Source organism: Rhodococcus sp. 05-2254-5, from assembly GCF_002258575.1.
Lineage (GTDB): Bacteria > Actinomycetota > Actinomycetes > Mycobacteriales > Mycobacteriaceae > Rhodococcoides > Rhodococcoides fascians.
In genome coordinates, this window is record NZ_NOZG01000030.1 from 18,940 (window position 1) to 45,281 (window position 26,342).

A 26,342-nucleotide genomic window follows, 5' to 3' on the forward strand; every position below is an offset into this window, starting at 1 on the left:
TAAGCGTCCGGCGAATGCGCGCGCGTTTGTCGGTTGGGGGTTCAGTGCAGGGCGTGCACTACCAGTAGGTCACGTCCGTTGCGACGATTCCGGTGCACTGACCGGTGAAGATGGTCACCGAGCAGGCCTCCCACAACCGGGACAGATCCGAGAACAAGCTCGACACTCCGTTCGCGCTACCGGTGCTCGCGCTTCCGGTATCGGCCACCGCGACCGCTGGCGACGCTATGGCGATGACGGCAGCTCCCAACACAACAGCAATACGACGCTTCACGCAGTTCTCCTCTGTGCTTCCATCGGACATGTCTGCTCGTCACGCTAACCTCGCGCCCGAATTGTCACCATCGTCCGAACGAACGACTCCTGGGCGTCAGAGCTGGAGTTCTCGGGCGCTGGCGAATCGCCGCTGTTCGCCGGTGAGCGGGTCGATGAAGTCCAGTGCCCGGGCCAGGAGCTGCAACGGCCGAGTGAAGTCGTCGGCGGGAGTCGATGTGTACACCGGATAGTACGGATCGTTGACGATGGGAATCCCCAATGACGACAGATGGATTCGCAGCTGATGGGTCTTACCCGTCTTGGGAAAGAGTCGATAGCGGCCGAGGTCGCCGAGAGTGTCGATGAGCTCGATGCGGGTCTCACTGTTCGGCTCCCCCGGCTCCTCGTACGCCGTCATGACACCGTGTTCCTTGAGGATCCTGCTCTGCACGACGCACGGAAACTGCAGTGCTGCATCGAAACCCGCGACGGCCTCGTATTCCTTGGTGACGTTGCGCGTCGAGAAGAGTTCCTGATACGGCCGTCGGGCATGCTTGGTCTTGGTGAAGAGCAGCACTCCAGCGGTGGCGCGATCGAGTCGATGCGCGGGCGTGAGGTCGGGGCAGTCGAACTGCTTGCGCAGCCGCACGGTCGCGGTTTCGGTGACGTGCCGACCACGCGGGATGGTGGCGAGGAAATGTGGCTTGTCGACCACCAGCAGATCTTCGTCCTCGTGCAGGATGCCGATCTCGAACGGCACCGGAACCTCGTGCGCCGGAACACGATAGAAGTACACCTGGCTACCGGCGCGGTAGCGAGTGTCCAAAGTTATGGGCCGACTCTTCTCGTCCACCAGTTCGGCGTCGCCGATTGCCCGACGCCAATCGTCGTCGGGCATCTCACGTTCGAGATATTCGACGATGGTGGTGGCCGGATCACCATGCGGTAGAAGCAGTCTCAGAGGCGCAAGACCGTCTCGAAAGGGCAGCATCACTCAGGCGCACTCGAGACAGATCAACCGAAGCCCACGGCCGGCATCACCGTCGAAGTCCTGGTACCGCGAGGTCGGATTGCCACAGGCGCTGCAGCGACCGATGACGGCGGTGTGGTCGGAGAAGTTCTGTGCCATCCGCTTGTCGAAGACGAAGAGCGAGCCCTCCCAGAGCGCGTCGTCGCCGAAAGTTTCTGCGTATCGGACGATTCCGCCGTCGAGCTGGTAGACCTCCTCGAAACCGCGGGCCACCATCAACGAGGACAAGACCTCGCACCGCACTCCCCCGGTGCAGTACGTGACCACCGGCGACTTCTTCAGATGGTCGTAGGCACCGGAATCGAGCTGCGAGACGAAGTCCTTCGTCGTCTCCACGTCGGGGACCACTGCATTCTTGAACTTGCCGATCTGCGCTTCGAAGGCATTGCGGCCGTCGAAGAAGACGACGTCGTCGCCACGGGAATCGACGAGCTCGTGCACCTGCTCCGGACTCAGATGAGTTCCGCCGCCGACCACGCCGTCGGCGTCGACCTTCAGTTCCCCGGGGGCACCGAACGTCACGATCTCGTCGCGGACGCGCACACTCAGTCGCGGGAAGTCGTTGCCGAGGCCGTCGGACCATTTGATGTCGGCCGCTTTGAAGGCCGGGTAGCTGCGGGTGCCGCGGACGTACCTCTTGACGTCGTCGACGTCGCCGCCCACCGTCGCGTTGATGCCGTGTTCGGAGATGAGGATGCGTCCGGTCAGGTTGTTGGACGCGGCCAGCGTCTGCTGCCACAGCCGGATCGCCTCGGGATCTGGCAATGGAGTGAACACGTAGAACAGGACGATTTTCGGTACAGCCACGCCGTCCAGTATGGCGGGTCAGCCCAGTGGCGGTGCCGCCGCCCGAAGCCGCTGGGTGCCGGAGTCTACGGTGAAGCCCGCTCCCCAGTACACGCCGGTCCGCGGATCCTCCTTGGCGGTGAGGAACCAGTGGTCCATCCGAGCCGCCGTCTTGGTGACCTCGAAGACGCCGAAACCGTGACTGTCGAGGTCGACGAACTTCACGTGCTGGTTGAGCGCCTTGAACGCTTCCTCGGCGACCCGGCCCAGCGTGTGCGGCGGAGTGTGCGTCAGATCGTCGATGTTGGCCGAGCTCACCGAGGTGACGACGAGCTCGGTGGCAGCCGGTTCCGTCGTTGCGTAGTGCGCTGCGTCGAGGGGTACCTCGCAGGCCCAAGCGGAGTGGATGTCGCCGGTGATGAAGACGGTGTTGTCCACGCCTGCATCGACGATCGCACCGAGCAGCTTGCGGCGGTCGGCCGTGTAGCCGTCCCAGGGATCTGCGTTGTAGGGCAAGCCGCCCTCCGGGATTCCGAGGAGTGAGGTGACTGCCTTGGCTGCGTCTCGATCGAGCGGTGGGATCAGAGTGGGCGTGATCATCACCGGGTTGCCGACGATCTTCCACTGCGTCGGCGACGACACGATGCCGTCGGTGAGCCACTGCATCTGCTCGGCACCGGTGATGGTGCGGTTCGGTGAATCGACCTCGGGGCCGTTGAACGGCAACACCTGCTGCGAGCGGTAGGTGCGCAGATCCAGCATCGAGAGTTCGAGCAAGTTGCCGAACCGCAGCCTGCGGTACAGGTGACGGTTGGTGGCAGTGCCTGCTGCCCGGACCGGCATCCACTCGTAGTAGGCCTTCTCCGAATTGGCCTTGCGCGTGTACCAATCGCCCTCGGTGGCCGGCGTGTGGTTCTCGGCGCCGCCGTCGTACGCGTCGTTGGCCGACTCGTGGTCGTCCCACGTGCAGATCCACGGAACGTCGACGTGCGCTGCTTGCAGATCCGGGTCGGACTTGTACTGACCGTGCCGCTGGCGGTAGTCGGCAAGGGTGACGATCTCGTGGGTGGGCGAATGCTGCCGGACGACGCCGTCGCGCCCCGGAAAGCCGCCCGTCTCGTACTCGTAGATGTAGTCGCCGAGATGGACGATGGCGTCGAGGTCTCCCCTGGCTGCCAGGTGGCGATAGGCACCGAAGTACCCCGATTCCCAGTTGGAGCACGAGACGACGCCGAAACGCACCGCATCGATGTCGGCATCGTTGGCCGGGGCGGTGTGCGTGGTGCCGACGGCCGATGCCGCGTCGCTCGTCCGGAAGTCGTAGAAGTACGTGGTGTCTGCGCTGAGGCCGTCGACGTCGACTTTCACGGTGTGATCGGTATCGGGGCCGGTGGAAACGGTTCCGGAGGCGACGACGCCACTCATGTCTACGTTCCGGGCGATGCGCCAGGTCACCGATACCTGCGGGCCGACGCCGGAGCCTGGGGTGGCGTCGGGCGTGGGGGTGATGCGGGTCCACAGAATGATCGCGTCGGGCAACGGATCTCCCGATGCCACCCCGTGCAGAAAGCCTCGGTCGCTGCCCTGGGCGTGGGCGACCGCGGGCAGTGTCGTGACGACTCCGGCCACGGCAACGGCCACCGACGACGAGCGAAGAAACGTTCTTCTGGACAGCGCAGAATCAGCGGGCATCGGGTCAGTCCATGCGATGGATCGTCGGTGGTCAAGTAAGGCGCGCCTGGGTCGGCCACAGTGTTCACCAGCCGGCCATGCTGCGGACGCTGGTTTGCCGTCGTCGCTGCGGGAGAACACTCCGAGAATGGACGCTCTGTGGTTGTTCGGTGATCAGCTCGGCCCGCACTTCCACTCCGTGGACGAGCATGCCGAGCGAGACGTGCTGATGATCGAGTCCCGGCGCGTGTTCCGCCGTCGGCGATACCACCGACAGAAGCTCCATCTCGTGCTCTCGGGGATGCGTCATCTGGCCGACGAGCTGGGTGATCGCGTCACTTATCTGCAGACCGAGACGTATCGCGAAGCGTTGGCCGAGTACGGCAAGCCCGTGGTGGTGTTCGAGCCCACCTCGCATGCGGCGGAGAAGTTCGTCGCTGCCTTGCAGGAGGAGGGTCTGGTCTCGGAAATACTGCCGACGCCGATGTTCGCGCTCCCCCGGGCCGAGTTCGCCGACTGGGCGGCCGAGCGCGGCACCTTCCGCATGGAGACGTTCTACCGCGAGCAGCGCAAGAGATTCGATGTGCTGATGGACGGTGCCGACCCGGTCTCTGGCAAATGGAACCTCGACGCCGAGAATCAGTCGCCACCCCCGAAGGGTCGGCTGACCCTCGGCGTGGAAGAACCGTGGTGGCCGACCGAGGATGCCATCGACGACGAGGTGCGTGCCGATCTCGATTCGTGGGAGCTGGACACAGTCGGAGTCGACGGGCCACGAGTGTTCGCGGTAACTGCCTCCGAGGCCTCGGAAGCGTTGGCGCACTTCGTTAACTATCGCTTGGACGACTTCGGCAAATACGAGGACGCGGTGATGGCCGACGACTGGACGATGTCGCACTCGCTGTTGTCGGTCCCGCTCAACCTCGGTCTGCTGCAACCGTTGGACGTGGCGCACGCCGCCGAGGACGCCCATCGCGACGGCACCCCGCTCGCGAGCGTGGAGGGTTTCATCAGGCAGATCCTCGGCTGGCGCGAATACGTGTGGCACCTCTACTGGCATATGGGGCCGGAGTACCTCGAACGGAACAAACTCGAAGCCCATGAGCCACTACCGGATTGGCTTCTCGAGTTGGACGGCGATGCGGTGGTCGCGAAGTGCCTCTCCAGTACCGTCGACGGCGTACGCGACCGCGGCTGGGTGCACCACATTCCGCGGCTGATGATCCTGGGAAACTTTGCGCTGCAACATGCCTGGGACCCACGAGCGTTGACCGAGTGGTTCGCCACGGCTTTCGTCGACGGATTCGCCTGGGTGATGCCGGTGAACGTCATCGGCATGAGCCAGCACGCGGACGGTGGACTGATCGCCACCAAGCCCTACGCTTCGGGTGGGGCGTATCTGAACCGCATGACCGACTACTGCGGCACATGCGAATTCAATCCGAAAAAGAGGCTGGGAGACGACGCCTGCCCCTTCACCGCGGGCTACTGGGCCTTCGTCCACCGACACCGAGAGATGCTGGCACTGAACCACCGCACCGCGCGACAGGTGTCGTCGATGAACCGATTGAACGACCTCGAGCAGGTGCTGGAACAGGAACGCCAACGCGAGGTGTACTGACGCGCCCTCGACTATCGCGAGTATCGACTCGGGAGGAGGCTCGGCGGCAGTGAGATCAGCCCTGCCTTGCGCGGCGTCGTGGGCACCGACTGCGCGACGCCCACCACGCCGGCTGAGACGCTGCCACGAGGACCGAGCGTGTTCCACCTGTCGCAGCAGACAGTGCATTCAGTCCGCCGCGCACAGAGGATCCCCGAACAACTGAGTAGAGCAGCAGAATTGGCAGATCGCTCGAGCGCAGGTTCGGGCGACGCCGTCGGCGATACCGAGCGGACTCTCGGGGGCATTGCGCTCTGCACCGAATCGTCATCGCGAGATCACACCGCCGCAGAATTTGCCGTCTCACCCCGGCTCGGTACTCGGGCAACGTTCGGGGTCGATGGGTCCGGTCCACATGCACCGATGCTCGGGTGTACTTCTCGTCGAAGTATCGCGGTCTTGTGCGGTCGCCGGAGAGATCGAGCCTTTACCATGCGCCACCGACAGGTTCGGATTATCGAATCCTTATGCACAGCAATAGTTTTCGATTGCACCATCATTGCCTATCGAACACACGTTCGATACACTTATCTCCATGACCACGGAGATCTGGCAACTGAGCGAAGCAGAACTGCTCGCCGACGCTGCTGATGTCTCCCACGACATCCAATTGCTGGAAGCCCGGCGGATCGCATTGGTCGCCGAGATCGACACCCGCGTCTCGCGGGAGAAACTCGGCTTCCCCGGACCCGCCGGTTGGCTCACCTCCACCACCCTCCTCACCCCCAGCAAAGCCACCAAGATCGTCGCCCTCGCCCGCGGACTGAAGAACTTCCCCGACATCGCCGACGCCGTCAACACCGGCGTCATGACCATCGACCACGCCGCCCTGATCCTCACCTTCGCCGAAACACCCCCGAAGAACCTCCCTCAAGAGGGCCGCGATATCGCCCGCACCGCGATGATCACCGCCGCCACCGGGCCTGGGGCACGCACCGACAAGATCCGTGAAGCGATCACCAAACTCGAAGACACCTACGGCAGCGACAAGCCGCCCCCCGAGGACACCGACCGCAACGAACTGTTCGCATCGAAGATGCTCAACCAACGCCTCTGCCTCAAAGCCGACTTCGATGCCGTCACCGCAGAAAAGCTATTCACCGCACTCTCACCGTTGACCGAACCCCGGCCCGCAGCCGACGGCACCCCCGACGAACGCAGTCCCGCACAACGCCGCGCCGAGGCATTCGGGCAGATCCTCGACCACTACCTTGCTACCAAGGATCGCCCCACCGAAGGCGGCGAAAGACCGCACATCAACCTGCACATCCGGTTGCAGGACCTCCACAGCCTGAGCGGTCAGAACACCGACGACATCACCGACGACGAAACCACCCGCGCTGCAGCAGAATCCGACAACGCCGATCCAGCCAACCCGGTGAACATCGACGCCGGCAACCCGATCCACTCCGACCCAATACGATCCGACCCGACCGAGTCGGACGCGGCGGATGAACTCGAGACCGACAGCGCTGCCGGACCGAGCCAGGACCGCGGCGCGTATCGCGACTTGTTCGGTGACGGCACGTCGGTCGGGTGGCTGCCCTGGATGGGACCCCTCTCCCGCGAGACCTCCCGCCAACTCGCCTGCGATTGCCTCCTCACCGCCATCGTCATGGACGAGAACGGCAACCCACTCAACCTCGCCCGCACCGCACGTACCGTCACCGCGAAACAGAAACGCGCACTGACCGCCCGCGATCACGGCTGCGCGTTCCCCGGCTGCGGAAAACCCGCCGCCTGGACCGAAGGCCACCACATCTGGCACTGGACCGACGGTGGCCCCACCGACATGAACAATCTCGTCCTCCTCTGCGGTTTCCACCACCGACTCATCCACCACTCCGATTGGGAAGTGTTCATCGGCACCGATCAGCACCCCTGGTTCGTACCACCGGCCACCGTCGACCCCTACCGACAACCCCGACAATCCCACGCCCGAGCAGGCCCCCACATCGCATAGGCCCGCGCAAACACGCACCAGCCCCACACAAACACACCAGCCCCGCACCGAGAACACGGTGCGGGGCTGGAAGAGATTGTCGAGCTCGGTGTTTCGATCAGACACTGCGTGCTTACTGCGCATGTAACACGACCTGCGTGAAGCCGATCCTGTTCGTCTCCGCTCCGATCGACCGACCGGTGACCTACTTCGCGTCTAGCTTCGCGACCGCCTCGTCGATCATCGGGACGTAGCGCTCGAGTGCCCACGGCACTGTCAGCGGGTTGATTATCGACGACCCGGTGACGAAGGACTGATCCGTCGGCGCAACGACCGAACCGCGGGACACGGCCGGAATCTGCTTGTAGGCAGGCTGATTCTCGGTGTCGGTGCGGTTCTGCGGATCTGAGTAGAAGGTGAAGATCAAGTCGGAATCGTTCAACAGAGTCGCGTTCTCCAAGCCGATCACCGATGAGTCGGTGCCCTCGGTCTCGTCGAGCGTGTTCACCACCGGATCGACCTGCAGCCCGAGACCGCGCACCATCGCGACGCGCTGCTCGTCGGCGAGGAACACTCCAAGCGTTCCGGGACCGGTGTTGTAGATGTACGAAAAGCTCACGTCCGCGTACTCGGGGTGCTGGGCGGCAGCGTCGGCGAAGCGGTTTTCGATCTTGCCGATCTCCTCGGCCGCCTTCTGCTCCTCGCCCATGGCCTTGCCGATGACGGTGATCTGGTCCTGCCACGTCGTGGTCCACGGCTTCTCCTCGTAGGCGACCACCGGGGCGAAGGCACTGAGCTTGTCGAACTGATCCTGCGTGACGCCGGACCACGGTGCCAGAATCAGATCCGGTTCGAGAGCCGCGACGGCCTCGATGTTCAATTCGGTTCCGCCCGTGAACTGCTGAGGAAGCTCGGCACCCAATTCGGTGACCGCGTCGTGCACCCACGGGAGGTAGCCGGTGTCGTCGGCACCCCAGGAATACTCCTCGACGCCCACCGGGACGGTACCCAACGCGATCGCCGTTTCGGCCGAGCCCTGGCCGAGCGTCACGATGCGCTCCGGCTTCTCGGTGATGACGGCCTGACCCAGCGCCGAATCGATGGTGACGGCCGCGAAGTCGCTGCCCGCCTGTGGTTCCTCAGCGGTATCGGTACTCGAACACGCACCGACCACAAGGGCCGACACCGTGAGCGCGGACAGCAGGGTTGCGCGGCGCGCAGTCCGTCGACCGGTCGGTGAAACAGAGAACATGGTTACCTTTCGACAAGCAAAGGGACTTTAAAGTAACCCTAGGCTAACCTCTCATCCGGATTCAAATGCGCTGCACAGCGGGCGTTCGCTACGGTGGGGGCATGAGCCTTCCTCGCCCCGCACCCGACCGGACTGCCGTCGTGACCGGAGCGTCTTCCGGAATCGGTGCCGCCATCGCTCGCGAACTCGCCTCCCGAGGTCACGGAGTCACCCTCGTCGCCCGCCGCGCCGACAAGCTCGACGAGCTTGCGGACGAGCTCCGCTCGCGGGGAGTACGCGCCGAGGTGCTCGCAGCAGACCTGTCCGATCGCGCCGCCCGCGCCGAATTGCTCGGGCGCATCACCGAACTCGGACTGATACCGGACATCCTGGTGAACAACGCCGGGCTGTCGACGCTCGGCCCGGTCGTCGAATCCGACCCCGAAGCAGAGATGAACATGATCGAGGTCGACGTGGTTGCCGTCGCCGATCTCTGCACTCGATTCCTCCCCGGCATGACCGAGCGACGACGCGGCGCTCTGCTGAACGTGGCCTCCACCGCCGCGTTCCAGCCGCTTCCCGGCCAGGCCGGATACGGCGCATGCAAGGCGTTCGTTCTCTCCTACACCCAGTCTCTGACCGGAGAACTGCGCGGAACCGGCGTGACCGCCACCGCGCTGTGCCCGGGACCGGTGCAAACCGGTTTCGGCGAGGCCGCGGGCTTCGCGAAAGACGACGCCGAGAAGGCACTGCCATCGATCATGTGGGTGTCGGCAGAAACTGTGGCCAAGACCGCCGTCGACGACATGACCAAGGGACGGATGGTGTCGATTCCCGGGCCCGCCAACCGCATCGGATCGATCTTCGCCCAGATCACTCCGCGAACATTGTTGGTGCCCATGCTCACTCGTATTCATCCAGGCCTGAAGAACGGCGCATCCTCATGAGCCGCGAGTTCACGGTGTCCGACAGCGTCGTAGTCAACGCCGACGCCGACACCCTCTACGCTGCGATCAGCGACCCCACCAAGAGGGGCCGGTGGAGTCCCGAAAATACCGGTGCCACCGTGCACGATCCTCGCGAGAGCGCCTACGTGGGAATGGTATTCGACGGAACCAACAAGCGCGGCAGGGCGAAGTGGATCACTCGCTGCACCGTGACCGCAGCCGACCCGGGCAAGACCTTCGAGTTCCGCGTCCACGCCATTGGCAAGAGCGCTCCGAAGATCAAGGGCGCGAACGCAACCTGGCGATACGACTTCGAGCCGGTCGCGGGCGGCACAAAGGTCACCGAAACCTGGACCGACGACAGAACGAAATGGCCCGATGCCCTGGCGCTCGTGTTCGACAAGATCGTCACCAGCGGCAAGACATTCCCGCAGTTCCAGCGTCGCAACATCCGAAAGACGCTGGAGAACCTGCAGAAGCGTTACGCCTGACGGCTAGGCCTGCCGGGTGTACAGGCCGAGAACGTACGACGCCTGCCCGGCATGCTGAAGGTCGTCGGAGACCACGGACACCAGGCGCGCACCCAACGTGACCGGCGGATCCCAGTTCTCGTCGACGATTCGGTCCAGATCGTCGGTCGAGATACCGCTCAGGTACGCAACGGTTTTCGAGTGCACGGCGTCGTGGTATTCGCGCAACAACTCGGCGCTCGAGGTGACCTGAGCCACGTCGGAGGACGATTGGCCGTACCCGATGTCGGACTTGTCGAACGGCAATCCGAAACGCTCGAACCACGAGTCCGACGTCCAGACCTGTTCGCTCCCGGCCACACCCGCGATGTGGTCGTCCTGCACACGCGTCAGGTGCCACAGCAACCACGCGATGCTGTTGGCATCGGCGTCGGGCCGATAGGTCAACGCGGCAGCGGGGATGTCGTCCAACACCGAGTGAACGAGTTCCTTTATTCGACCGAATGCGTCGGTCAGCAGGTCGTTGTGGTTCATCGAGTACGCCTCTTTCGTCGAGCACTGATAGCCAGTCATGCATACCCCGATTGCCGCGAAGGGAACATCGGCGCCCTCCAGGCGCGTTGAACCCGGTATGACTTCTCCAGCAATTGTGTACACCCGCACCGGCGATTCGTCCGTCCTCGAACCGAAAGATCGCGAGGTGACCGAGCCGGCCGCAGGCGAAGTGCGCGTGCGCGTCGTGGTCTCGGGCGTCAATCCGACGGACTGGAAGAACAGGACCGGTTCCGGACCGGGCGAGAAGCTGGCGTTCGACGAGGTGGTTCCGAACCAGGACGGTGCCGGAGTGATCGACGCCGTGGGCCCTGATGTCGAGGGGCTGGCCGTAGGAGATCGCGTCTGGGTGTACCTGGCCCAGCATCAGCGCCCGACCGGAACGGCGCAGAAGTTCACCAACCTTCCCGCGTCCCGTGTGGTGGCTCTGCCCGACGGCGTCAGCTTCGACGTCGGCGCGAGCCTCGGCGTACCCGCGATGACGGCACACCGCGCATTGACGGTGTCGGAGGACGGCCCGTCTCGCTTGCATCCCGGGGCGTTGGAGGGCAAGTCGGTTCTCGTCGCCGGTGGCGCCGGTGCCGTCGGCCATGCCGCGATCCAATTGGCCCGCTGGGCAGGCGCGACCGTGGTGACGACCGTCAGCGGACCGGAGAAGGGCGCACTGGCCACCGCTGCCGGCGCGCACCACGTGGTGAACTACAAGACCGGAGACGCCGCCGCTGACATCCGCGAATTGGTGCCCGGCGGAATCGATCTGGTGGTCGAGGTCGCTCCCGCACAGAACGCCGCACTCAACGCGGCCGTGGGAGCGAACCGAGCATCCGTAGCCGTCTACGCCAACAACGGCGGCGACACCATCACCCTCGACGTCCGGCCGAACATGGTGCTCAACACTCGCTACCAGTTCGTGCTGCTCTACACCGTGGGCGACGAGGCTCTGCGCAACGCCGAGGCGGACGTCAGCGCAGCGGCGGCAGCAGGTGTGCTGGAGGTGGGCGAAGCCACCGGACTCCCTCTGCACCGCTTCCCGCTGAGCGAGACCGCGGCTGCTCACGACGCCGTGGAGAACGGAACCGTCGGCAAAGTGCTGATCGACGTCTCCACCGAATAACTCAGGTGATGACCGGCAACGTGGACCATGGGAAATTGATCCACTTGTCGGTCTCTCGCCACGAGTAGTCCGGCTGCACAATGGTTCTGGGCTTGGTGTAGATCACGGCCGACCGCACGTCGGCCGTGTGCGCCTTCAGTAGATCGATCACCAGCGCCAGGGTGCGGCCGGAATCGGCGACGTCGTCGACCACGAGCAGCTTCTTGCCGACGATCGCGTCGGTATCCAGAAGTGGTTCGAGCACAACGGGATCAGGCAGGGTCTCTTCGATATCGGAGTAGAACTCGACGTTGAGGGTCCCGGCAGCCTTGACGCCCATGGCGTAGGAGATGGCACCGGCAGGGATGAGTCCGCCGCGGGCGATCGCGATGACGATATCCGGAACGAACCCGTCGCCCACGATCTTCTTCGTCAGATCGCGCGAGGCGTCTCCGAAGGTCTCCCACGTCAGTACTTCGCGTTCCGGTTCGGTCATGACGGATTACTTTACCCAAGGCCTATTTTTGCCGAATGAGCAAATTCGTTTGCGCTCGGGGACGACAGCGGGCAGTCTCGAACCATGGCCGACCACACACCTGCGCACACTCATCCAGCCGACCCGACCCACCCGGAACCGGATTTCGAGAACGGTGCCTTCGACGAATCGTTCTGGGACAACCTCTACAACCAACGCACCGCCATCTGGAGCGGAAATCCCAACGCCGTGTTGGTACAGGAAGCGTCCGAGCTGATTCCGGGCCGCGCCCTGGACATCGGCTGCGGTGAAGGTGCCGACTCACTCTGGCTGGCCGGCGAAGGATGGAACGTGACCGGCGTCGACATCTCCGATGTGGCGCTCGGCCGCGCTCGCGCCGCACAGCAGGCACTCGGGTCACAGACGCTCGCGGTGGATTGGCGTCAGGAAGACGTTCTGGACTGGACTCCCCCGGCCGCGGCGTTCGATCTGGTGTCGGTGCACTTCTTGCAGGTGCCGCCGGACGAATTGGAACTGACCACCCGCAGGTTCGCCGCGGCGGTCGCGACGAAGGGCCGTCTACTGATCGTCGGGCACAGTCCCAGCGACAGCCACGCCTCGCAGCATCCGGCCAAGCACCGACTGTTCGCACCGGAACCGGTCGTCGCTGCGGCGGGCGACGGGTTCGAGGTGATCCACGCCGAACACCGCACCCGGACGACGCCGGACGGCGACGAGCGAATCGACACAGTGGTGGTGCTGCAGCGCCGGTAAACTCTTCGCAGTGATCTCGCAGTCGACGTACCGAATTCCCCTGGCCGTCACGTTCGTCGTCGCGCTGATCGTTCTCTTCACCCCCGCGTCCGGGGTGCCTTCCGGCTTTCAGCACAGCGACAAGATCATTCATTGCATCCTGTTCGCTGCTCTCGCCTACACCTCCCGACTCGCCGGCGTCGGCTGGGTCAGCACCGCACTGTGGGTGTCGGCGTTCGCAGTGCTGTCGGAGTTCCTGCAGGCGATCCTGCCGCTCGGTCGCTCCGGATCGGCCGCCGACGCACTCGCCGACGCCGTCGGTATCGCACTGGGCCTGGTCGCAGCGAGCAGGGTTCTACCGCAGCGCGTCCACAAGGCACCGCACCTGCACTAGACTGAGACGGCACCGGGGTTCCTCGTCCAGCGCGAACACTCCGGAAGGAACGTCATCACCTCGTCTTCTGCCCCGCACGATATCTACCTCGTTCCACCGGAGCACGAGACCAACGATGCCGTCACCCGAGAATCCGACGCTGCCGCCGCGCGCTTGAGCGAACGGTCCGACGTCGTCAGCCACGACGGCCGCTACGCACTGACCATCACCTCGACCACCCCGCACCAGGCGATGGTCGAAGATCTGCTGTTCGTGCGCGCCGTGCTCGACGCCGCGCGGATCAAGTACCTACTGGTGCGCGGCAATGACGAGCGTCCCGTCATCGCCATAGAACTGGCCGCTCGCGAGGCACTGACCACGGCCCTGGTGCATGCCTGCCGCGCCGAGCCCTTCTACTCCAAGACCGTCGACGCCCGCGGAAAAGCGGTACTGGTAGCCGATGGCACCTTGTCGCCGTCGTCGAACGCACGCATCGTGCGGCTCTACCGCCCACGTGTCGAGCCGTTCAGCGGGCTCTACTACGGCGCATCGACCGCGGTGCAGATCGAGCTGTGGTCGTTCTCACCGTCCGAGATCGTGCTGCCGATCGAGAACTCGCTCACTCGCCGCAACATTCGGCCCGACGAGGCCGTCCGCGGCACCGTCGAGCGCTTCGGCCGAACCTGGCCGACCATCGAGAACATGTTCGCCGACCACGCGTCGGACATCAATTTCGACATCGACATCGTGTTCTCGTGGGTCGACGGTTCGTCCGCGGAATTCCAGGCTCAACGCGCCCGCCGGATGGCGAACTACGTCGTCGGCGAAGGCGACGATTCGGCCGCCCGGTACCGGCAGATCGACGAACTGAAGTACGCACTGCGGTCGATTCACCTGTACGCACCGTGGATCAGGCGCATCTTCGTCGCCACCGACTCCCCGAGGCCGGCGTGGCTCGCCGACCATCCCAAGGTGACGTTCGTGCCGAGCGAGGCGTTCTTCGTCGATACCTCCGTACTGCCGACGCACAATTCGCAGGCCGTCGAATGCCAGCTGCACCACATCCCCGGGTTGTCCGAGCACTTCCTGTACTCGAACGACGACATGTTCTTCGGTCGCCCCGTCAGCCCGTCGATGTTCTTCTCCCCCGGCGGAATCAGCATGTTCATCGAGGCGACGACGCGAATCGGATTGGGCTACAGCGACGCCGACCGCAGCGGCTTCGAGAACGCGGCACGCGTGAACCGTCGGATCCTGCAGGACCGCTTCGGGATGACGACCACCCGGCACCTCGAGCATGCGGCAACGCCGTTGCGCCGCAGCGTGATGCAGGAAATGGAGAACGAGTTCCCCGACGAGTTCGCCTCCACCGCTGCCAGTGCATTCCGCGCGAGTACGAACATCTCGGTCACGAATTCGCTGTACCACTACTACGCGCTGATGAGCGGACGCGCCGTGGTCCAGAAGGATGCGAAGGTTCGGTACATCGACACCACGTCCGTCGCGGGTCTCGAGTTGATGGAGAAGCTGCTGCCCAAAAGATCGGTCGACTTCTTCTGCCTCAACGACGGCAGCTTCCCGGAGGTCGACCTCGATCTGCGCACGCGCACCGTGACGCAGTTCCTGGACAAGTACTTCCCCATCGTCGCGCCGTGGGAACGCACCCAGAACTAGGCGTCGCTGAACAACTTTCGACGGGCGCTGTCGGCAATGGTCACTCCCGCTGCGTCGAGCCGGCGCGCGGTCTCCTCTGCCGACACTGCCTCTCCCACAGTGTCGTACGAGCCCGTCGGTACCACCGAATGGACGACGGTGTCGTCGTAGAGGTGAACCAGGTTGTAGCCCTGGGCTCCGTCGCGACCGCGTAACCCGCCGGCGGGAACATTGAGATCCTGGGTGTAGCACGTGGCCGACGCGACCGAGACGGGGATACCCGCGAACGTCGCTGTCGTCGAATAGTGCAGATGCCCTGCGAGTATCGATCTCACGTCGCTGCCGCGCAGCACGTCCGCCAGGCGCGGCTGATCGATGAGCTCGACCAGAACTGCGAGATCGAGCACGGTCGGTACCGGCGGGTGGTGCATCGCCAGAATCGTGCCGAACTCGGCAGGGGTTGCGAGAGTGTCTGCGAGCCAAGCCAATTGCTCGTCGGCGAGCTCACCGTGATGCTTTCCGGGGACCGTCGTATCCAGGGTGACGATGCGAAGCCCGTCGACGTCGTGCACGCGATCGATGGACTGCCCGCTCGGTTCCGCGTCGAGCAGGGTCCGACGGAACGTCGCGCGGTCGTCGTGATTGCCCATCGCCCAGACGATCTGCGCGCCGAGCTCCTCGGCCACCGGCTCGACCAGAGCGCGGAGCTTCTCGTAGGCACCCGCCTCGCCCTTGTCCGTCAGATCACCGGTGAACACCAACGCATCGGGCCGCACCCCCGAGTTCCGAACATCGGTCATCACTTGTTCGAGCCGCAACTCACTGTCCACGCCGCCGTACAAGCGACCGCCGCCGTCGACGAGATGCGTGTCGCTGATGTGCAACAAGCAGTGATGGGGACGTGGGTACTCGGCCATCCGAGACTTCATCGAACTCTCGCTCACGATCGGACCTACCGTTTCACGATCACCCGGTCGGGCGAACGCCACTGCCACAAGCCAAGCATACGAGCGTTCACTGAGAAAAAGCTGGTCGAATCCGGACGGTGAACACCGTGGAAACTCCTGGCGTGTGGCAGGTTGAGAACATGACGTCTTCCAAGTGGACCTCCCTGCTCGCAGCCGCGGCACTGACCGTGGGCACGATGCTCGGGATCGGGGTGGCTCCGGCCGCTGCGCAGGGCCTGCCGACCGTTGTCCTCGTGCACGGTGCCTTCGCCGACAGCACCAGCTGGGACGGTGTCGCGGCCGACCTACGCGGCCGCGGCTACCCCGTCGTCACCGCCGAGAACTCACTGCGCGGCCCGGCGATCGATGCGGCCTCGGTGACCGACGTCGTCGAGAACATCGACGGGCCCGTGGTGCTGGTCGGCCATTCCTACGGCGGCACGGTGATCAGCAACGTGCACGCGGACAACGTGGAGGCTCTGGTCTACGTCGCGGCGTTCATGCCGGTCGAAGGCGAACCCGTCGCACTCGAACTCGACCCGTTCCGATTCCCCGTGACGGCTCTGGTCCCACCGGTGATCGGGCTGTCTATCGTCGACGATTCGTCCAACCTGATCGGCAAGAACGTCGACTCGTACATCACGCCCGCGCTGTTCCGTCCGTTCTTCGCCCCCGACGTCACCGAGGAGCAGGCCGCCCGCATGGCCGCTCACCAGAAGACCATCGCTGCCGGTGCCTTGCTCGAACCGAGCGGTCCGCCGTCCTGGGCGCACACCCCGTCGTGGGCGCTGATCCCCCAGCAGGATCAGATCATCCCGACCTCCGCCGAGCGGTCCATGGCGCAGCGGGCCGGGGCCCGGGTGACCGAGGTTCCGGGCTCGCACGCGATCCTGGTTTCCAACCCCGCAGCTGTGGCCGACCTTGTGGTGCAGGCGGATTCGGGTAGCTGACGCGTCCGAGAGACGAGAACGGGCCCGACCACCTGGACGAGGTGGCCGGGCCCGTATCCTTTTACCGGATCAGATTCCGATGAGGTCGTGATCGGCGACCTTGTCCGACAGGATGCGCAGGTGCTCGTCGGCCCCACCGAGAGTGTGCTCGATGGCAACGAGCCGACTGGTGTAGTGCCCGACGGGATATTCGGCCGTGACGCCGATTCCGCCGTGCAGCTGAATTGCCTCCTGGCCGATCTTGCGACCGGAACGCGAGATCTGCAGCTTGGCGCGCGAGGCGATGGTCGTGTCGACATTGCCGTCCGCCAACGACATCGTGGCGTAGAGGCTCATGCTGCGGGCCAGCTCGAGTAGCACGTACATGTCCGCCGCACGGAAGGTGAGCGCCTGGAACTTGGCCAGCGGAACCCCGAACTGCTTGCGCTGCTTGAGGTAATCGGTGGTCAGCCGCAGCGCCTCCTCCATTGCTCCCACTGCCTCGGCACACAGTGCGGCCTGTGCGCGCACCTCGGCACCGGTGATCGCAGCGGCTGCGTTCTCGGCCGAACCCAGCGGTTCTGCAGCAACGTCGGAGAATTCGATCTGCGCGGCGCGCTGCCCGTCGTGGGTGGCGTACGACTTGCGGGTCAGCCCGGTCGCGTCGCCGTCGACGACGAACAATCCGGTTCCACCGCCGGGGAGCACGGCACTGACGACGATGACGTCAGCGCTGCCGCCGTGCGGAACCGGGTTCTTGACGCCGCTGATCGACCACGATCCGCCGTCCTCGGTCGCCGTGGTGGCGACCTCGACGTTGGGCCAGCGGCTGCCGGATTCGTTGTGCGCGAACGCCAACATCGACGAGCCCTCGGCCACGGGTGGCAGAAGTCGCTTGCGCTGATCGGCTGAGCCGAGCTCGGAGATGAGCCCGCCGGGCACGAGAACGGCGTCGAGAACGGGCTCCGGCGCGAGCCGTCGTCCGACCTCGGTCATGACCGCCATGATCTCCACGGGACCGGCGTCCATACCGCCGTCGTCCTCGCTGAACGTCAGACCCAGCAGACCGACCTCGGCCAGCTGCTTCCAGACGTCGGTGCTCCACCCCAGCTCACCGGCCACGATCTTGTTGCGCTTCTCGGTGTCGTAGGCGCGCGAGAGAACCTCACGGGTGGTGTCGCGCAGCAGTTTCTGCTCTTCGTTGAGTTCGAAATCCATGTCTTCAGATGCTCCCTTACAGTCCGAGAATCGCCGACGCGATGATGGTGCGCTGAACCTCGTTCGAGCCGCCGTAGATCGAGACCTTGCGATAGTTGAGGTAGTTCGGTACCGACCGCTGTGCCCAACCGTCGCTCTCGATGTCCTCGCCTGCCTCGTAGGGCAAGGAGTCCGGCCCGGCGATGTCCATCAGCAATTCTGTTGTGGTCTGCTGCAATTCGGAACCCCGCAGCTTCAGAATCGACGATGCCGGGTTCGGCTTGCCGTCGTCCGAGCTCGAGACCATCCGCAACTGGGTGAGCTCGAGGGCGAGCAGTTCGTTCTCCACCTCGGCCAGCTTGGCCGCGAACAGTGGATCCTCGAGCAGCGTCCCGGTGCCGACCTTCGTCTGCGCGGCGTGCTTCTTCGCCTGTCCCAGTCGAACTTTGGTGTGTCCGGCGCGGGCGACGCCGGTGCGCTCGTTGCCGAGCAGGAACTTCGCGTAGCTCCAGCCCTGGTTCTCCTCGCCCACGAGGTTCTCGGCCGGGACGCGGACGTTGTCGAAGAACACCTCGTTGACCTCGACGCTGCCGTCGACCAGCTTGATGGGACGCATCTCGATGCCGGGGGTGTTCAGATCGATGAGCAGGAACGAAATTCCGGCCTGCTTCTTCGGTGCATCGGGGTTGGTGCGTACCAACGCGAAGATCCAGTCGGCGTACTGGCCGAGAGTGGTCCACGTCTTCTGGCCGTTGACGATGTAGTCGTCACCGTCCCGAATGGCGGTGGTACGCAGCGAGGCGAGATCCGAACCGGCCTCGGGCTCGGAGAACCCCTGACACCACCAGATGTCGAGGTTCGCCGTCTTCGGCAGGAACTTCTCCTTGATCTCCTGCGACCCGAACGTCGCAATGACCGGGCCCACCATCGACGCGTTGAACGCCAGCGGCTCGGGTACCGAGGCCAGCTGCATTTCGTCGAGCCAGATGTGACGCTGGACCGCAGACCAATCGCGGCCACCGAACTCCGCAGGCCAGTGCGGTACTGCCAGTCCGTTCTCGTTCAGGATTCGCATGGTCGTGACCACTTCGTCCTTGCTCAACTCCTGACCCGTCGCGTTCTTCTCGCGAATCTCGGCGGGGATCTTCGTGGTGAAGAACGTCCGCATCTCGTCGCGGAACGCGGCCTCTTCTTCTGTCAGGGCAAGATTCATCGACAATCCTCCGTGCTCGTTCGCTTATCTCGGTATCGACCGTACTCCCTGGTAACTCTGGGATATTCTCCGCTCACTATGACTTTTCTGGCGCTGGTTCGGCACGGTGAAACGAACTGGAATTTGCACGGCCGCCTGCAGGGCTCTTCGGACATCCCTCTCAACGACACCGGACGAGCTCAGGCCCGCGAGGCGGGCTACGAACTGGAGTTCCGTACGTGGGATCACCTGGTCAGTTCGCCGCTGGTCCGGGCCGCGGAAACCGCCGACATCATCGGGACCCATCTGGGCCTGAACCGAACCGCCGAATTCCCGGATCTGGCCGAGCGTCACTTCGGTGACGCCGAGGGATTCACCGACTGGGACGCGTACTCGCATTGGCCGGACGGGCGATACCCGGGCCTCGAGCCACGATCGAATCTGATCGTCCGGGGCGTGCGAGCCGTCGACGAGATCGCCTCGCGCTACCCCGACTCCGCGGTGATCGCCGTGGCCCACGGTGGCGTCATACGAGCCATCTTCGACGCCATCCGTCGACGACACTCACCCCGCATACTCAACGCCGGTGTGTCCACACTCGAACACGACGGCACCCGATGGACGGTTCGCACCATCAACGGCGTTGCGGTCTGACAGGATTTCCGTTCATGGAGATCGAACGTCGCATCGCCGAACTCGGCTTCGAGCTGCCCGGTGAACCGAGCGCACCACCGGGATTCGAGTTCTCCTTCGATTGGGTTCGCGTGCGCGGCAGCCGCGTCTTCGTCTCGGGTCATTCGCCGCTCGCACCGGACGGAACCCTCGCCGGTCCGTTCGGTGCAGTGCCGTCCGAAGTCGACCTCGACGCCGCCACCGACGCCGCGCGTGACACCGCCCTCGCTGTATTGGGCAGCCTCGCCCGTGCCATCGGAGATCTCGATCGAATCAGCGCGTGGCTGACCGTCACCGGTTCGGTCAACGCTGATCACGGCTTCACTCAGACCACCACCGTCGTCAACGGGTTCTCCGATCTGGTGTTGGCGATCTTCGGACCCGAGGTCGGTGCGCATGCGCGGACTGCGCTGGGAGCGGCCGCATTGCCGATGAACAACACCGTTGTCGTGTCAGCGGAACTGGAGATCGACGGGTAGGTTTTTCTCCACTCGTCATTACAGCGAAAGCAGGCCTAGATGGTGCGCAGATCCACTCTGGTTCTGGTCGCGATTCTGATCGGCATACTCGGATTGTCCGGGTGTAGTTCGTCGTCGCAATCCCTCCTGGACCGAGTGCGCGACGACGGTGTACTCGTCGTCGGCACCGAGGGCACGTACAGCCCGTTCAGTTATCAGGGCGGGGACGGCCAACTCACCGGCTACGACATCGACGTCATCAACGCGGTCGGCGACGAACTGGGCGTCCGCGTCGACTTCGTGCAGACCCCCTTCGACTCGATCTTCGCCGGGCTGCAATCGCAACGCTTCGACCTGATCGCGAACCAGGTGTCGATCACCCCCGCCCGGCAGTCGACCTACGACCTGTCCAAGCCCTACACGGTGTCCGAAGGCCAGATTCTCACCGCCGCGAACAACACCACGATCACCTCGACGGCCGATCTGGCCGGCAAGACCACCGCCCAATCGTCGACGAGCAACTGGGCCGAGGTCGCTGCAGACGCGGGCGCGAACGTCGAGGCGGTCGAGGGATTCGTCCAAGCGGTCGCGCTCGTCAAGGACGGCCGGGTGGACGCCACCGTCAACGACTCGCTCGCCATCGCCGAATACCTGCAGCAGACCGGCGACACGGGAGTGCGGGTCTCCGGAAACACGGGCGACACGACGCTGCAGTCCTTCGTGGCCCGCAAGAACAGTGGCCTGATGGACGAGGTCGACGCGGCCATCGACACCCTCCGTGACAACGGCACCATCGCCGAGATCTCGAAGAAGTACTTCGGGAGCGACGTCGCGGCACCGACCTCCGACACCGCGGCACCGGTGAGCGAGGACGCAGGAACCACTGCGCCGTCGAAGATGCAGTTGGTACTCGACAACCTGTGGCCGATGCTGAAGGCGACGGTGACCATGACGATCCCGCTGACCGCCGTCAGTTTCGTTGTGGGACTGGTCATCGCGCTGGCCGTGGCACTCGCCCGGATCTCGTCGATCAAGCCCCTCGCCGCAGTGGCCCGGTTCTACGTCTCGATCATTCGCGGCACTCCCCTACTGCTGCAGCTGTTCATCATCTTCTACGGCCTGCCGCAGTTCGGCATCGTGATCTCGCCGTTTCCGGCGGCGGTCGTGGCGTTCTCGCTCAATGTCGGCGGCTACGCGGCCGAAGTCATTCGCGCTGCGATACTGAGCGTGCCCAAGGGCCAGTGGGAGGCCGCGCAGACGATCGGCATGGGATACCGAACCACGTTGCAGCGCATTGTGCTTCCGCAGGCACTGCGCACCGCTGTGCCGCCGCTGTCGAACACGTTGATCTCGCTGGTCAAGGACACCTCGCTGGCATCGACCATCCTGGTGACCGAACTGCTGCGCGTCGCGCAGCTGGCGGCGGCTCCGACGTTCGACTTCTTCACGCTGTACTCCGTTGCCGCCCTGTACTACTGGGTGATCTGCATAATTCTCTCGTTCTTCCAAGGCAAACTCGAAGTCCGACTCGACAGGTACGTGGCGAAATGACAGACCTGCTGGAAGTATCCGCACTGAAGAAATCGTTCGGACCGATCGAGGTACTGAAGGACGTCTCGTTCACCGTGCCGTCGGGCACCGTCACCGTCATCATCGGGCCGTCCGGCTCCGGCAAGACCACCGTGTTGCGAACGCTCAACGCTCTCGACCGAGCCGATGCCGGCCTGATCCGCATCGGCGACGTGTCGGTCGACTTCGCCGAGCCCGTGGACGCCGCGCGACTGCGCCACTTCCGCGCGCAGAGCGGCATGGTGTTCCAGAGCCACAATCTGTTTCCCCACAAGACCGTGCTGCAGAACATCATCGAGGGACCGGTGATCGTCCAGAAACGGTCCAAAGACGACGCCACTCGCGACGCTCACGCGATCCTCGACCAGATCGGTCTCGACGCCAAGTCCGATCAGTACCCGTTCCAGCTTTCCGGTGGCCAACAGCAACGCGTCGGAATCGCCCGAGCCCTCGCCTTACGCCCCAAGCTGATGCTGTTCGACGAGCCGACCTCCGCGCTCGATCCCGAACTGGTCGGCGAAGTACTGGGCGTCATCAAAGGCCTTGCCGCCGAAGGATGGACGATGGTGATCGTCACCCACGAGATCCGCTTCGCCCAGCAGGTGGCCGATCAGGTGTTGTTCCTCGAGAACGGCGTCGTCGTCGAACGCGGGACACCCGAGCAGGTTCTCGCGAACCCGACCGAGCCCCGCACCCGACAGTTCCTACAGCGGATTCTGGCGTAGAGGGGCTGCGCCCGTTCTAGAGGTGCGGTAGCACCTTGTCCAGGGTGATCGGGAGGTCGCGGACTCGGACGCCGGTGGCGTTGTAGACCGCATTGCCGATGGCTGCCGACGAGCCCACCGCACCGATCTCACCGATTCCCTTGCCGCCCATCGGGGCTAGCTCGGTGTCGACCTCCTCGATCCACACGGCCTCGAGATCGGTGACGTCCGCGCAGGCCGGGATGTGGTACTCGGCGAGGTCGTGGTTGGCGAAGCCGCCGAATTCGTGATCGACGACGCCGCTCTCCATCAACGCCATTCCGAGTCCGAACGTCATGCCGCCGATGAGCTGCGACCGGGCCAGCCGTGGATTCATCACCTTCCCGATGCCGAACACCCCCAGCATCCGGAGCACGCGTACTTCACCGGTGTCGACGTCGACCGCCACCTCGGCGAACTGGGCACCGAACGCCATGCGCGCCAACTCTTTCTGGGCTTCGACGTCGTCGGTTGTATCGGCCTCGGCGGAGTTACCCGGCTGCAACGGTCCCTGGTCCCGCAACGCGTTACAGACCTTGGTGACCGCCCAACCCCATGAGGAGGTGCCCGAGGATCCACCGGCACCGGGGGCCTTGGGCAGAGCGCTGTCGCCCAATTGCAGCGTGACGGCATCCGCATCGACCTCGAGCGCATCGGCGGCAATCTGTCGCAGCACGGTCCGCGCACCGGTTCCGATGTCGGATGCAGCGACGGACACCGTGATCGTGCCGTCCTGCTCGACACGCGCCGCCGCGGTACTCGGCGAGATCAGCACCGGGTAGCTCGCTGTCGCGACGCCCATTCCGAGCAAGACATTGCCTTCTCGGCGTCGGCCCGGCGTGGAGTCTCGACGATCCCAGCCGAATTTCTCGGCACCCTCGCGCAGGCACTGCACCACACTGCGGGAGCTGAACGGATTCCCACTCGCGGGATCGACGTCAGGTTCGTTGCGGATCCGGAGCTCGATCGGATCGATTCCGGTGGCCGTTGCCAATTCGTCGATCGCCGTCTCGACGGCAAACATGCCGGGTGCCTCACCCGGGGCTCGCATCCAGCGCGGGGTGCCGACATCCAGCGACGCGAGCCGATGCGTTGTGGCGCGGTTGGGCGAGGCATAGATGTGCCGGGTCGATTCCGACGTCTGCTCACAGAACTCGAAGATCGTGCTCGTCTGTTGGAAGGAATCGTGAGCGATGGCCTGCAGCCTGCCACTCGAATCCGCACCGAGGCGAACGTGATTGAGGGTCGGGGTGCGGTATCCGACGACATCGAACAGAGCCTGCCTCGGCAGAACCAGCTTGACGGTCTTGCCGGTTGCTCGCGCCGCCATCGCAGCGAGAACCGCGTTGGGCCGAGTACTGCCTTTCGCCCCGAAGCCTCCGCCGACGTTCTCGGCAATCACGCGAACATTCGCGGGTTCCAGTCCGAACGCCGTGGCGAGATCGCCCTGAACTCCCGACGGTGCCTGCGTCGAATCCCAGACCGTGAGTACACCATCGGACCATTGAGCCGTCGTGGCATGCGGTTCCATCGGACTGTTGTGCATCGGAGCCGTCGAGTACCAGTTGTCGACGACGTGCTCGGCCGTCGTCAATGCAGCGTCCGGATCACCGATCGTGACGTCGGTGGGGAATCCCGCGTTGACGGACTCGGGCGCGTACAGCGAGCTGTGATCGGCGCTCAGGGTGTTGTCGGGTGAGCGAACGTCGGCGTAACGCACCTGTACTCGGGCGGCCGCCGCGCGGGCATCCTGGAGGGTGTCGGCCAGAACGACGGCCACGATCTGGCCGCGGTAAGCAACGGAATTCGATTGCAGCACATGCAGTTCCGCATCTTCCACCTCGCCCAGCTTCTCGGCGTTGCCGTGCCACAGGAGCGCGTGCACCGCCGGGCCCCCGTCAGCGAGTTCGACGTTCTCGACCGTCCCGACGGGAACCGTCGCGGGCACGTACCAGGCGTACACCTGGCCGGCGATCGGCGGCTGCTCGGCTGCGTAGCGCGCTCGGCCGGTGACCTTGTCGACGGACTCGGTGCGCTGAATCGACTGGCCGATCGATGCCGTCATGACCGATCTCCCAACTCTTCGTGTGTGCCCAGCTCTGCCAATTCCACCAGAGTGCGCGTCACCAGGTTCGTGACCAGCGGAACTTTGAAGGCGTTGTCTCGCAACGGCTCTGCCGCGTGCAGTTCCTCGGTGATCGCAGCTCGGAACGACGCCTCGTCGGGAGCGGTTCCGAGCAATGCATGTTCGGCGGTTCGGGCCCGCCACGGTCGGTGCGCAACGCCGCCCAGCGCGATCGACACCCCACGTACGATTCCGTCCTCGACGTCGAGCACAGCGCCGATCGACGCGACCGCGAACGCGTACGACTGCCTGTCCCGTACCTTCCGATACGTCGAGACAGTGCCGTCGGCAGCCTTCGGAATTTCGATGGCGGTGACGATCTCGTCTCGGGCGACAGTGTTGTCTCGCGTCGGATCATCGCCGGGCAATCGGTAAAACTCGTCCATCGCGAGTTTCCGTTCACCGTCGACTCCGCGAACGACGACGCGCGCATCGAGAGCCGACAGCGCGACGGCCATGTCGGACGGATGCGTCGCCACGCACGACGACGAGGCTCCGAGGATGGCGAGGTTTCGATGCTCGCCGTTACGTGCCGGACAGCCCGAACCGGGTTCGCGCTTGTTGCACGGCTTGGATGCGTCCATGAAGTAGACGCATCGAGTGCGCTGGAACAGGTTTCCGCCGGTGGTGGCCATGTTGCGTAGCTGGCCCGAGGCCCCGGACAGCACTGCCCGCGAGAGCACCGGATACCGCTGGCGGACAACCGGATGCACCGCGAGATCGCTGTTGGACACCCCGGAGCCGATCCGCAACGCTCCGTCGTCGGCGACGTCGATGTCGTGCAACGGCAGTCGCGTCACATCGATCAACGCCGATGGTGCGGCCACACCCAGCTTCATCAGATCGACCAGATTGGTGCCGCCACCGAGCAACATCGCGTTCTCGTCCCCCGCCAGGCCTTCGAGAGCGTCATCGATCGCAGTGGCGGTTCGGTATTCGAAGGTTCTCATGACGCGTCCTGCACTGCGGGAACGATGTTCGCGTACGCACCGCAGCGGCACAGGTTGCCGCTCATGCGCTCGCGCACTTCGCCGGAGTCGAGTTCGACATCGGTGGCCTCGAGGTCTTCGGTGACCGCGCTGGGCCAGCCCTGTTTTGCTTCCTCGATCACCGCGACCGCCGAGCAGATCTGCCCGGACGTGCAGTACCCGCACTGGAACGCGTCACGATCGACGAAAGCCTGCTGCACGGGATGCAGAGTGTCGCCGTCGGACAGTCCCTCGACCGTGGTGATTTCGCGCCCGACCTGCGCGACGGCGAACGTGAGGCAACTGTTGATTCGCCGGCCGTCGACCAGGACGGTGCAGGCGCCACACTGACCGTGGTCGCACCCCTTCTTGGCCCCGACGAGATCCAGGTTCTCGCGAAGTGCGTCGAGCAGAGTGGATCGAGTGTCACAGTCGATCTCACGATCGGTTCCATTGACACGCAGAGTGACGTTGGTCATGCACGTGCGGATACCCGGGGCCTGTGCCACCAAACGCTCGAGCCGGCGGGTCGTGCGCGGAACTTCGTAGTGGGCTACGGGCGGATTCGAGCGGTGGTTGCAACGTGCCTGATCATTAGGGATGTTTGCGATGGTTCACCCGGGTTTCTCACATCAGGTTCGGATGACGTTC

Annotated in this window: 26 protein-coding genes; 13 read left to right on the forward strand and 13 right to left on the reverse strand. The window is 64.5% G+C overall.

Features of this window, described 5'->3' with window-relative positions; translation table 11 throughout:
• Positions 1-58: 58 nt before the first annotated feature.
• The 4 genes from CH278_RS23215 to CH278_RS23230 all read right to left on the reverse strand — a co-directional run bounded on the left by CH278_RS23215 (position 59) and on the right by CH278_RS23230 (position 3,763).
• On the reverse strand, positions 59-274 hold the full coding sequence (locus tag CH278_RS23215; protein WP_032383864.1) for a hypothetical protein: 216 nt from the start codon (positions 272-274) through the stop codon (positions 59-61).
• 96 nt (positions 275-370) lie between these two features.
• Positions 371-1,246: a pseudouridine synthase gene (locus CH278_RS23220; RefSeq protein ID WP_094622980.1), complete on the reverse strand. Its 876-nt coding sequence runs from the start codon at positions 1,244-1,246 to the stop codon at positions 371-373.
• A 3-nt stretch (positions 1,247-1,249) separates the two neighbouring features.
• The gene (gene trhO / locus CH278_RS23225) at positions 1,250-2,092 is read right to left on the reverse strand and encodes an oxygen-dependent tRNA uridine(34) hydroxylase TrhO (protein WP_094622968.1); all 843 of its coding nucleotides are present in this window, start codon (positions 2,090-2,092) and stop codon (positions 1,250-1,252) included.
• Positions 2,093-2,110: 18 nt separating this feature from the next.
• Entirely contained in the window at positions 2,111-3,763 is a 1,653-nt protein-coding gene (locus CH278_RS23230) for an alkaline phosphatase D family protein (RefSeq protein WP_094622969.1), read from the reverse strand.
• Between the two features lie 127 nt (positions 3,764-3,890).
• On the opposite strand from CH278_RS23230, the gene CH278_RS23235 reads away from it, so the two are divergent.
• Both CH278_RS23235 and CH278_RS23240 read left to right on the forward strand, forming a co-directional pair.
• Positions 3,891-5,363 (forward strand): cryptochrome/photolyase family protein, encoded by a 1,473-nt coding sequence (locus tag CH278_RS23235; RefSeq protein WP_094622970.1) that lies wholly within the window; start codon positions 3,891-3,893, stop codon positions 5,361-5,363.
• Between the two features lie 574 nt (positions 5,364-5,937).
• Positions 5,938-7,365 carry an HNH endonuclease signature motif containing protein gene (locus tag CH278_RS23240; protein ID WP_094622971.1) on the forward strand — a complete coding sequence of 476 codons (1,428 nt, stop codon included), beginning with the start codon at positions 5,938-5,940 and terminating at the stop codon, positions 7,363-7,365.
• Between the two features lie 184 nt (positions 7,366-7,549).
• Here CH278_RS23240 and CH278_RS23245 read toward each other — a convergent pair whose 3' ends face one another.
• Positions 7,550-8,596, reverse strand: a complete 1,047-nt coding sequence (locus tag CH278_RS23245) for an iron-siderophore ABC transporter substrate-binding protein (protein WP_094622972.1) — start codon at positions 8,594-8,596, stop codon at positions 7,550-7,552.
• Positions 8,597-8,697: 101 nt separating this feature from the next.
• Here CH278_RS23245 and CH278_RS23250 point away from each other — a divergent pair, with 101 nt between their 5' ends.
• Positions 8,698-9,522, forward strand: a complete 825-nt coding sequence (locus CH278_RS23250; RefSeq protein ID WP_094622973.1) for an SDR family NAD(P)-dependent oxidoreductase — start codon at positions 8,698-8,700, stop codon at positions 9,520-9,522.
• The gene (locus tag CH278_RS23255; RefSeq protein WP_094622974.1) at positions 9,519-10,013 is read left to right on the forward strand and encodes an SRPBCC family protein; all 495 of its coding nucleotides are present in this window, start codon (positions 9,519-9,521) and stop codon (positions 10,011-10,013) included. Before CH278_RS23250 ends, CH278_RS23255 begins: the two co-directional genes overlap by 4 nt.
• A 3-nt stretch (positions 10,014-10,016) precedes the next feature.
• Here the strand turns inward: CH278_RS23255 and CH278_RS23260 are convergent, their stop codons facing one another.
• Complete coding sequence (locus tag CH278_RS23260; protein ID WP_027497983.1) at positions 10,017-10,526, reverse strand: mycothiol transferase; 510 nt, start codon at positions 10,524-10,526, stop codon at positions 10,017-10,019.
• Positions 10,527-10,623: 97 nt separating this feature from the next.
• Here CH278_RS23260 and CH278_RS23265 point away from each other — a divergent pair, with 97 nt between their 5' ends.
• A complete protein-coding gene (locus CH278_RS23265) occupies positions 10,624-11,658 on the forward strand; it encodes an NADPH:quinone reductase (protein WP_057472871.1) in 1,035 nt (344 codons plus the stop codon).
• A gap of 1 nt (position 11,659) precedes the next feature.
• Here the strand turns inward: CH278_RS23265 and CH278_RS23270 are convergent, their stop codons facing one another.
• Positions 11,660-12,133: a phosphoribosyltransferase gene (locus CH278_RS23270; protein WP_027497985.1), complete on the reverse strand. Its 474-nt coding sequence runs from the start codon at positions 12,131-12,133 to the stop codon at positions 11,660-11,662.
• An 84-nt stretch (positions 12,134-12,217) separates the two neighbouring features.
• On the opposite strand from CH278_RS23270, the gene CH278_RS23275 reads away from it, so the two are divergent.
• The 3 genes from CH278_RS23275 (at position 12,218) to CH278_RS23285 (ending at position 14,912) form a co-directional block, all read left to right on the forward strand.
• The gene (locus CH278_RS23275; protein WP_081701651.1) at positions 12,218-12,886 is read left to right on the forward strand and encodes a class I SAM-dependent methyltransferase; all 669 of its coding nucleotides are present in this window, start codon (positions 12,218-12,220) and stop codon (positions 12,884-12,886) included.
• A 10-nt stretch (positions 12,887-12,896) separates the two neighbouring features.
• On the forward strand, positions 12,897-13,259 hold the full coding sequence (locus tag CH278_RS23280) for a VanZ family protein (protein WP_094622975.1): 363 nt from the start codon (positions 12,897-12,899) through the stop codon (positions 13,257-13,259).
• A gap of 153 nt (positions 13,260-13,412) precedes the next feature.
• Positions 13,413-14,912, forward strand: a complete 1,500-nt coding sequence (locus tag CH278_RS23285; RefSeq protein WP_027497987.1) for a stealth family protein — start codon at positions 13,413-13,415, stop codon at positions 14,910-14,912.
• Here the strand turns inward: CH278_RS23285 and CH278_RS23290 are convergent.
• Positions 14,909-15,820, reverse strand: a complete 912-nt coding sequence (locus CH278_RS23290) for a phosphodiesterase (protein WP_027497988.1) — start codon at positions 15,818-15,820, stop codon at positions 14,909-14,911. The genes CH278_RS23285 and CH278_RS23290 overlap by 4 nt on opposite strands.
• Positions 15,821-15,978: 158 nt before the next feature.
• On the opposite strand from CH278_RS23290, the gene CH278_RS23295 reads away from it, so the two are divergent.
• Entirely contained in the window at positions 15,979-16,788 is an 810-nt protein-coding gene (locus CH278_RS23295) for an alpha/beta hydrolase (RefSeq protein ID WP_027497989.1), read from the forward strand.
• Between the two features lie 69 nt (positions 16,789-16,857).
• Here the strand turns inward: CH278_RS23295 and CH278_RS23300 are convergent, their stop codons facing one another.
• Positions 16,858-17,985, reverse strand: a complete 1,128-nt coding sequence (locus tag CH278_RS23300) for an acyl-CoA dehydrogenase family protein (protein ID WP_027497990.1) — start codon at positions 17,983-17,985, stop codon at positions 16,858-16,860.
• Between the two features lie 16 nt (positions 17,986-18,001).
• Positions 18,002-19,177, reverse strand: a complete 1,176-nt coding sequence (locus CH278_RS23305; RefSeq protein WP_027497991.1) for an acyl-CoA dehydrogenase family protein — start codon at positions 19,175-19,177, stop codon at positions 18,002-18,004.
• A gap of 78 nt (positions 19,178-19,255) precedes the next feature.
• Between CH278_RS23305 and CH278_RS23310 the strand changes: the two genes are divergently transcribed.
• Genes CH278_RS23310 through CH278_RS23325 form a run of 4 tightly spaced genes read left to right on the forward strand, consistent with a single transcriptional unit; the run spans position 19,256 to position 22,580 of the window.
• Positions 19,256-19,810, forward strand: coding sequence for a histidine phosphatase family protein (locus CH278_RS23310; protein ID WP_027497992.1), 555 nt, complete (start codon positions 19,256-19,258; stop codon positions 19,808-19,810).
• Between the two features lie 14 nt (positions 19,811-19,824).
• Positions 19,825-20,307, forward strand: coding sequence for a RidA family protein (locus tag CH278_RS23315; protein ID WP_027497993.1), 483 nt, complete (start codon positions 19,825-19,827; stop codon positions 20,305-20,307).
• 39 nt (positions 20,308-20,346) lie between these two features.
• On the forward strand, positions 20,347-21,837 hold the full coding sequence (locus tag CH278_RS23320) for an ABC transporter substrate-binding protein/permease (protein ID WP_094622976.1): 1,491 nt from the start codon (positions 20,347-20,349) through the stop codon (positions 21,835-21,837).
• A complete protein-coding gene (locus tag CH278_RS23325; protein ID WP_032371654.1) occupies positions 21,834-22,580 on the forward strand; it encodes an amino acid ABC transporter ATP-binding protein in 747 nt (248 codons plus the stop codon). The genes CH278_RS23320 and CH278_RS23325 overlap by 4 nt, the downstream gene beginning before the upstream one ends.
• 16 nt (positions 22,581-22,596) lie before the next feature.
• Here CH278_RS23325 and CH278_RS23330 read toward each other — a convergent pair whose 3' ends face one another.
• From CH278_RS23330 to CH278_RS23340, 3 genes are read right to left on the reverse strand one after another with little or no spacing between them, the layout of a single operon-like run.
• Positions 22,597-24,663 carry a xanthine dehydrogenase family protein molybdopterin-binding subunit gene (locus tag CH278_RS23330; RefSeq protein WP_094622977.1) on the reverse strand — a complete coding sequence of 689 codons (2,067 nt, stop codon included), beginning with the start codon at positions 24,661-24,663 and terminating at the stop codon, positions 22,597-22,599.
• Positions 24,660-25,673 carry an FAD binding domain-containing protein gene (locus tag CH278_RS23335; protein ID WP_094622978.1) on the reverse strand — a complete coding sequence of 338 codons (1,014 nt, stop codon included), beginning with the start codon at positions 25,671-25,673 and terminating at the stop codon, positions 24,660-24,662. Before CH278_RS23335 ends, CH278_RS23330 begins: the two co-directional genes overlap by 4 nt.
• Complete coding sequence (locus tag CH278_RS23340; RefSeq protein WP_027497997.1) at positions 25,670-26,170, reverse strand: 2Fe-2S iron-sulfur cluster-binding protein; 501 nt, start codon at positions 26,168-26,170, stop codon at positions 25,670-25,672. The genes CH278_RS23335 and CH278_RS23340 overlap by 4 nt, the downstream gene beginning before the upstream one ends.
• Between the last annotated feature and the right edge of the window lie 172 nt (positions 26,171-26,342).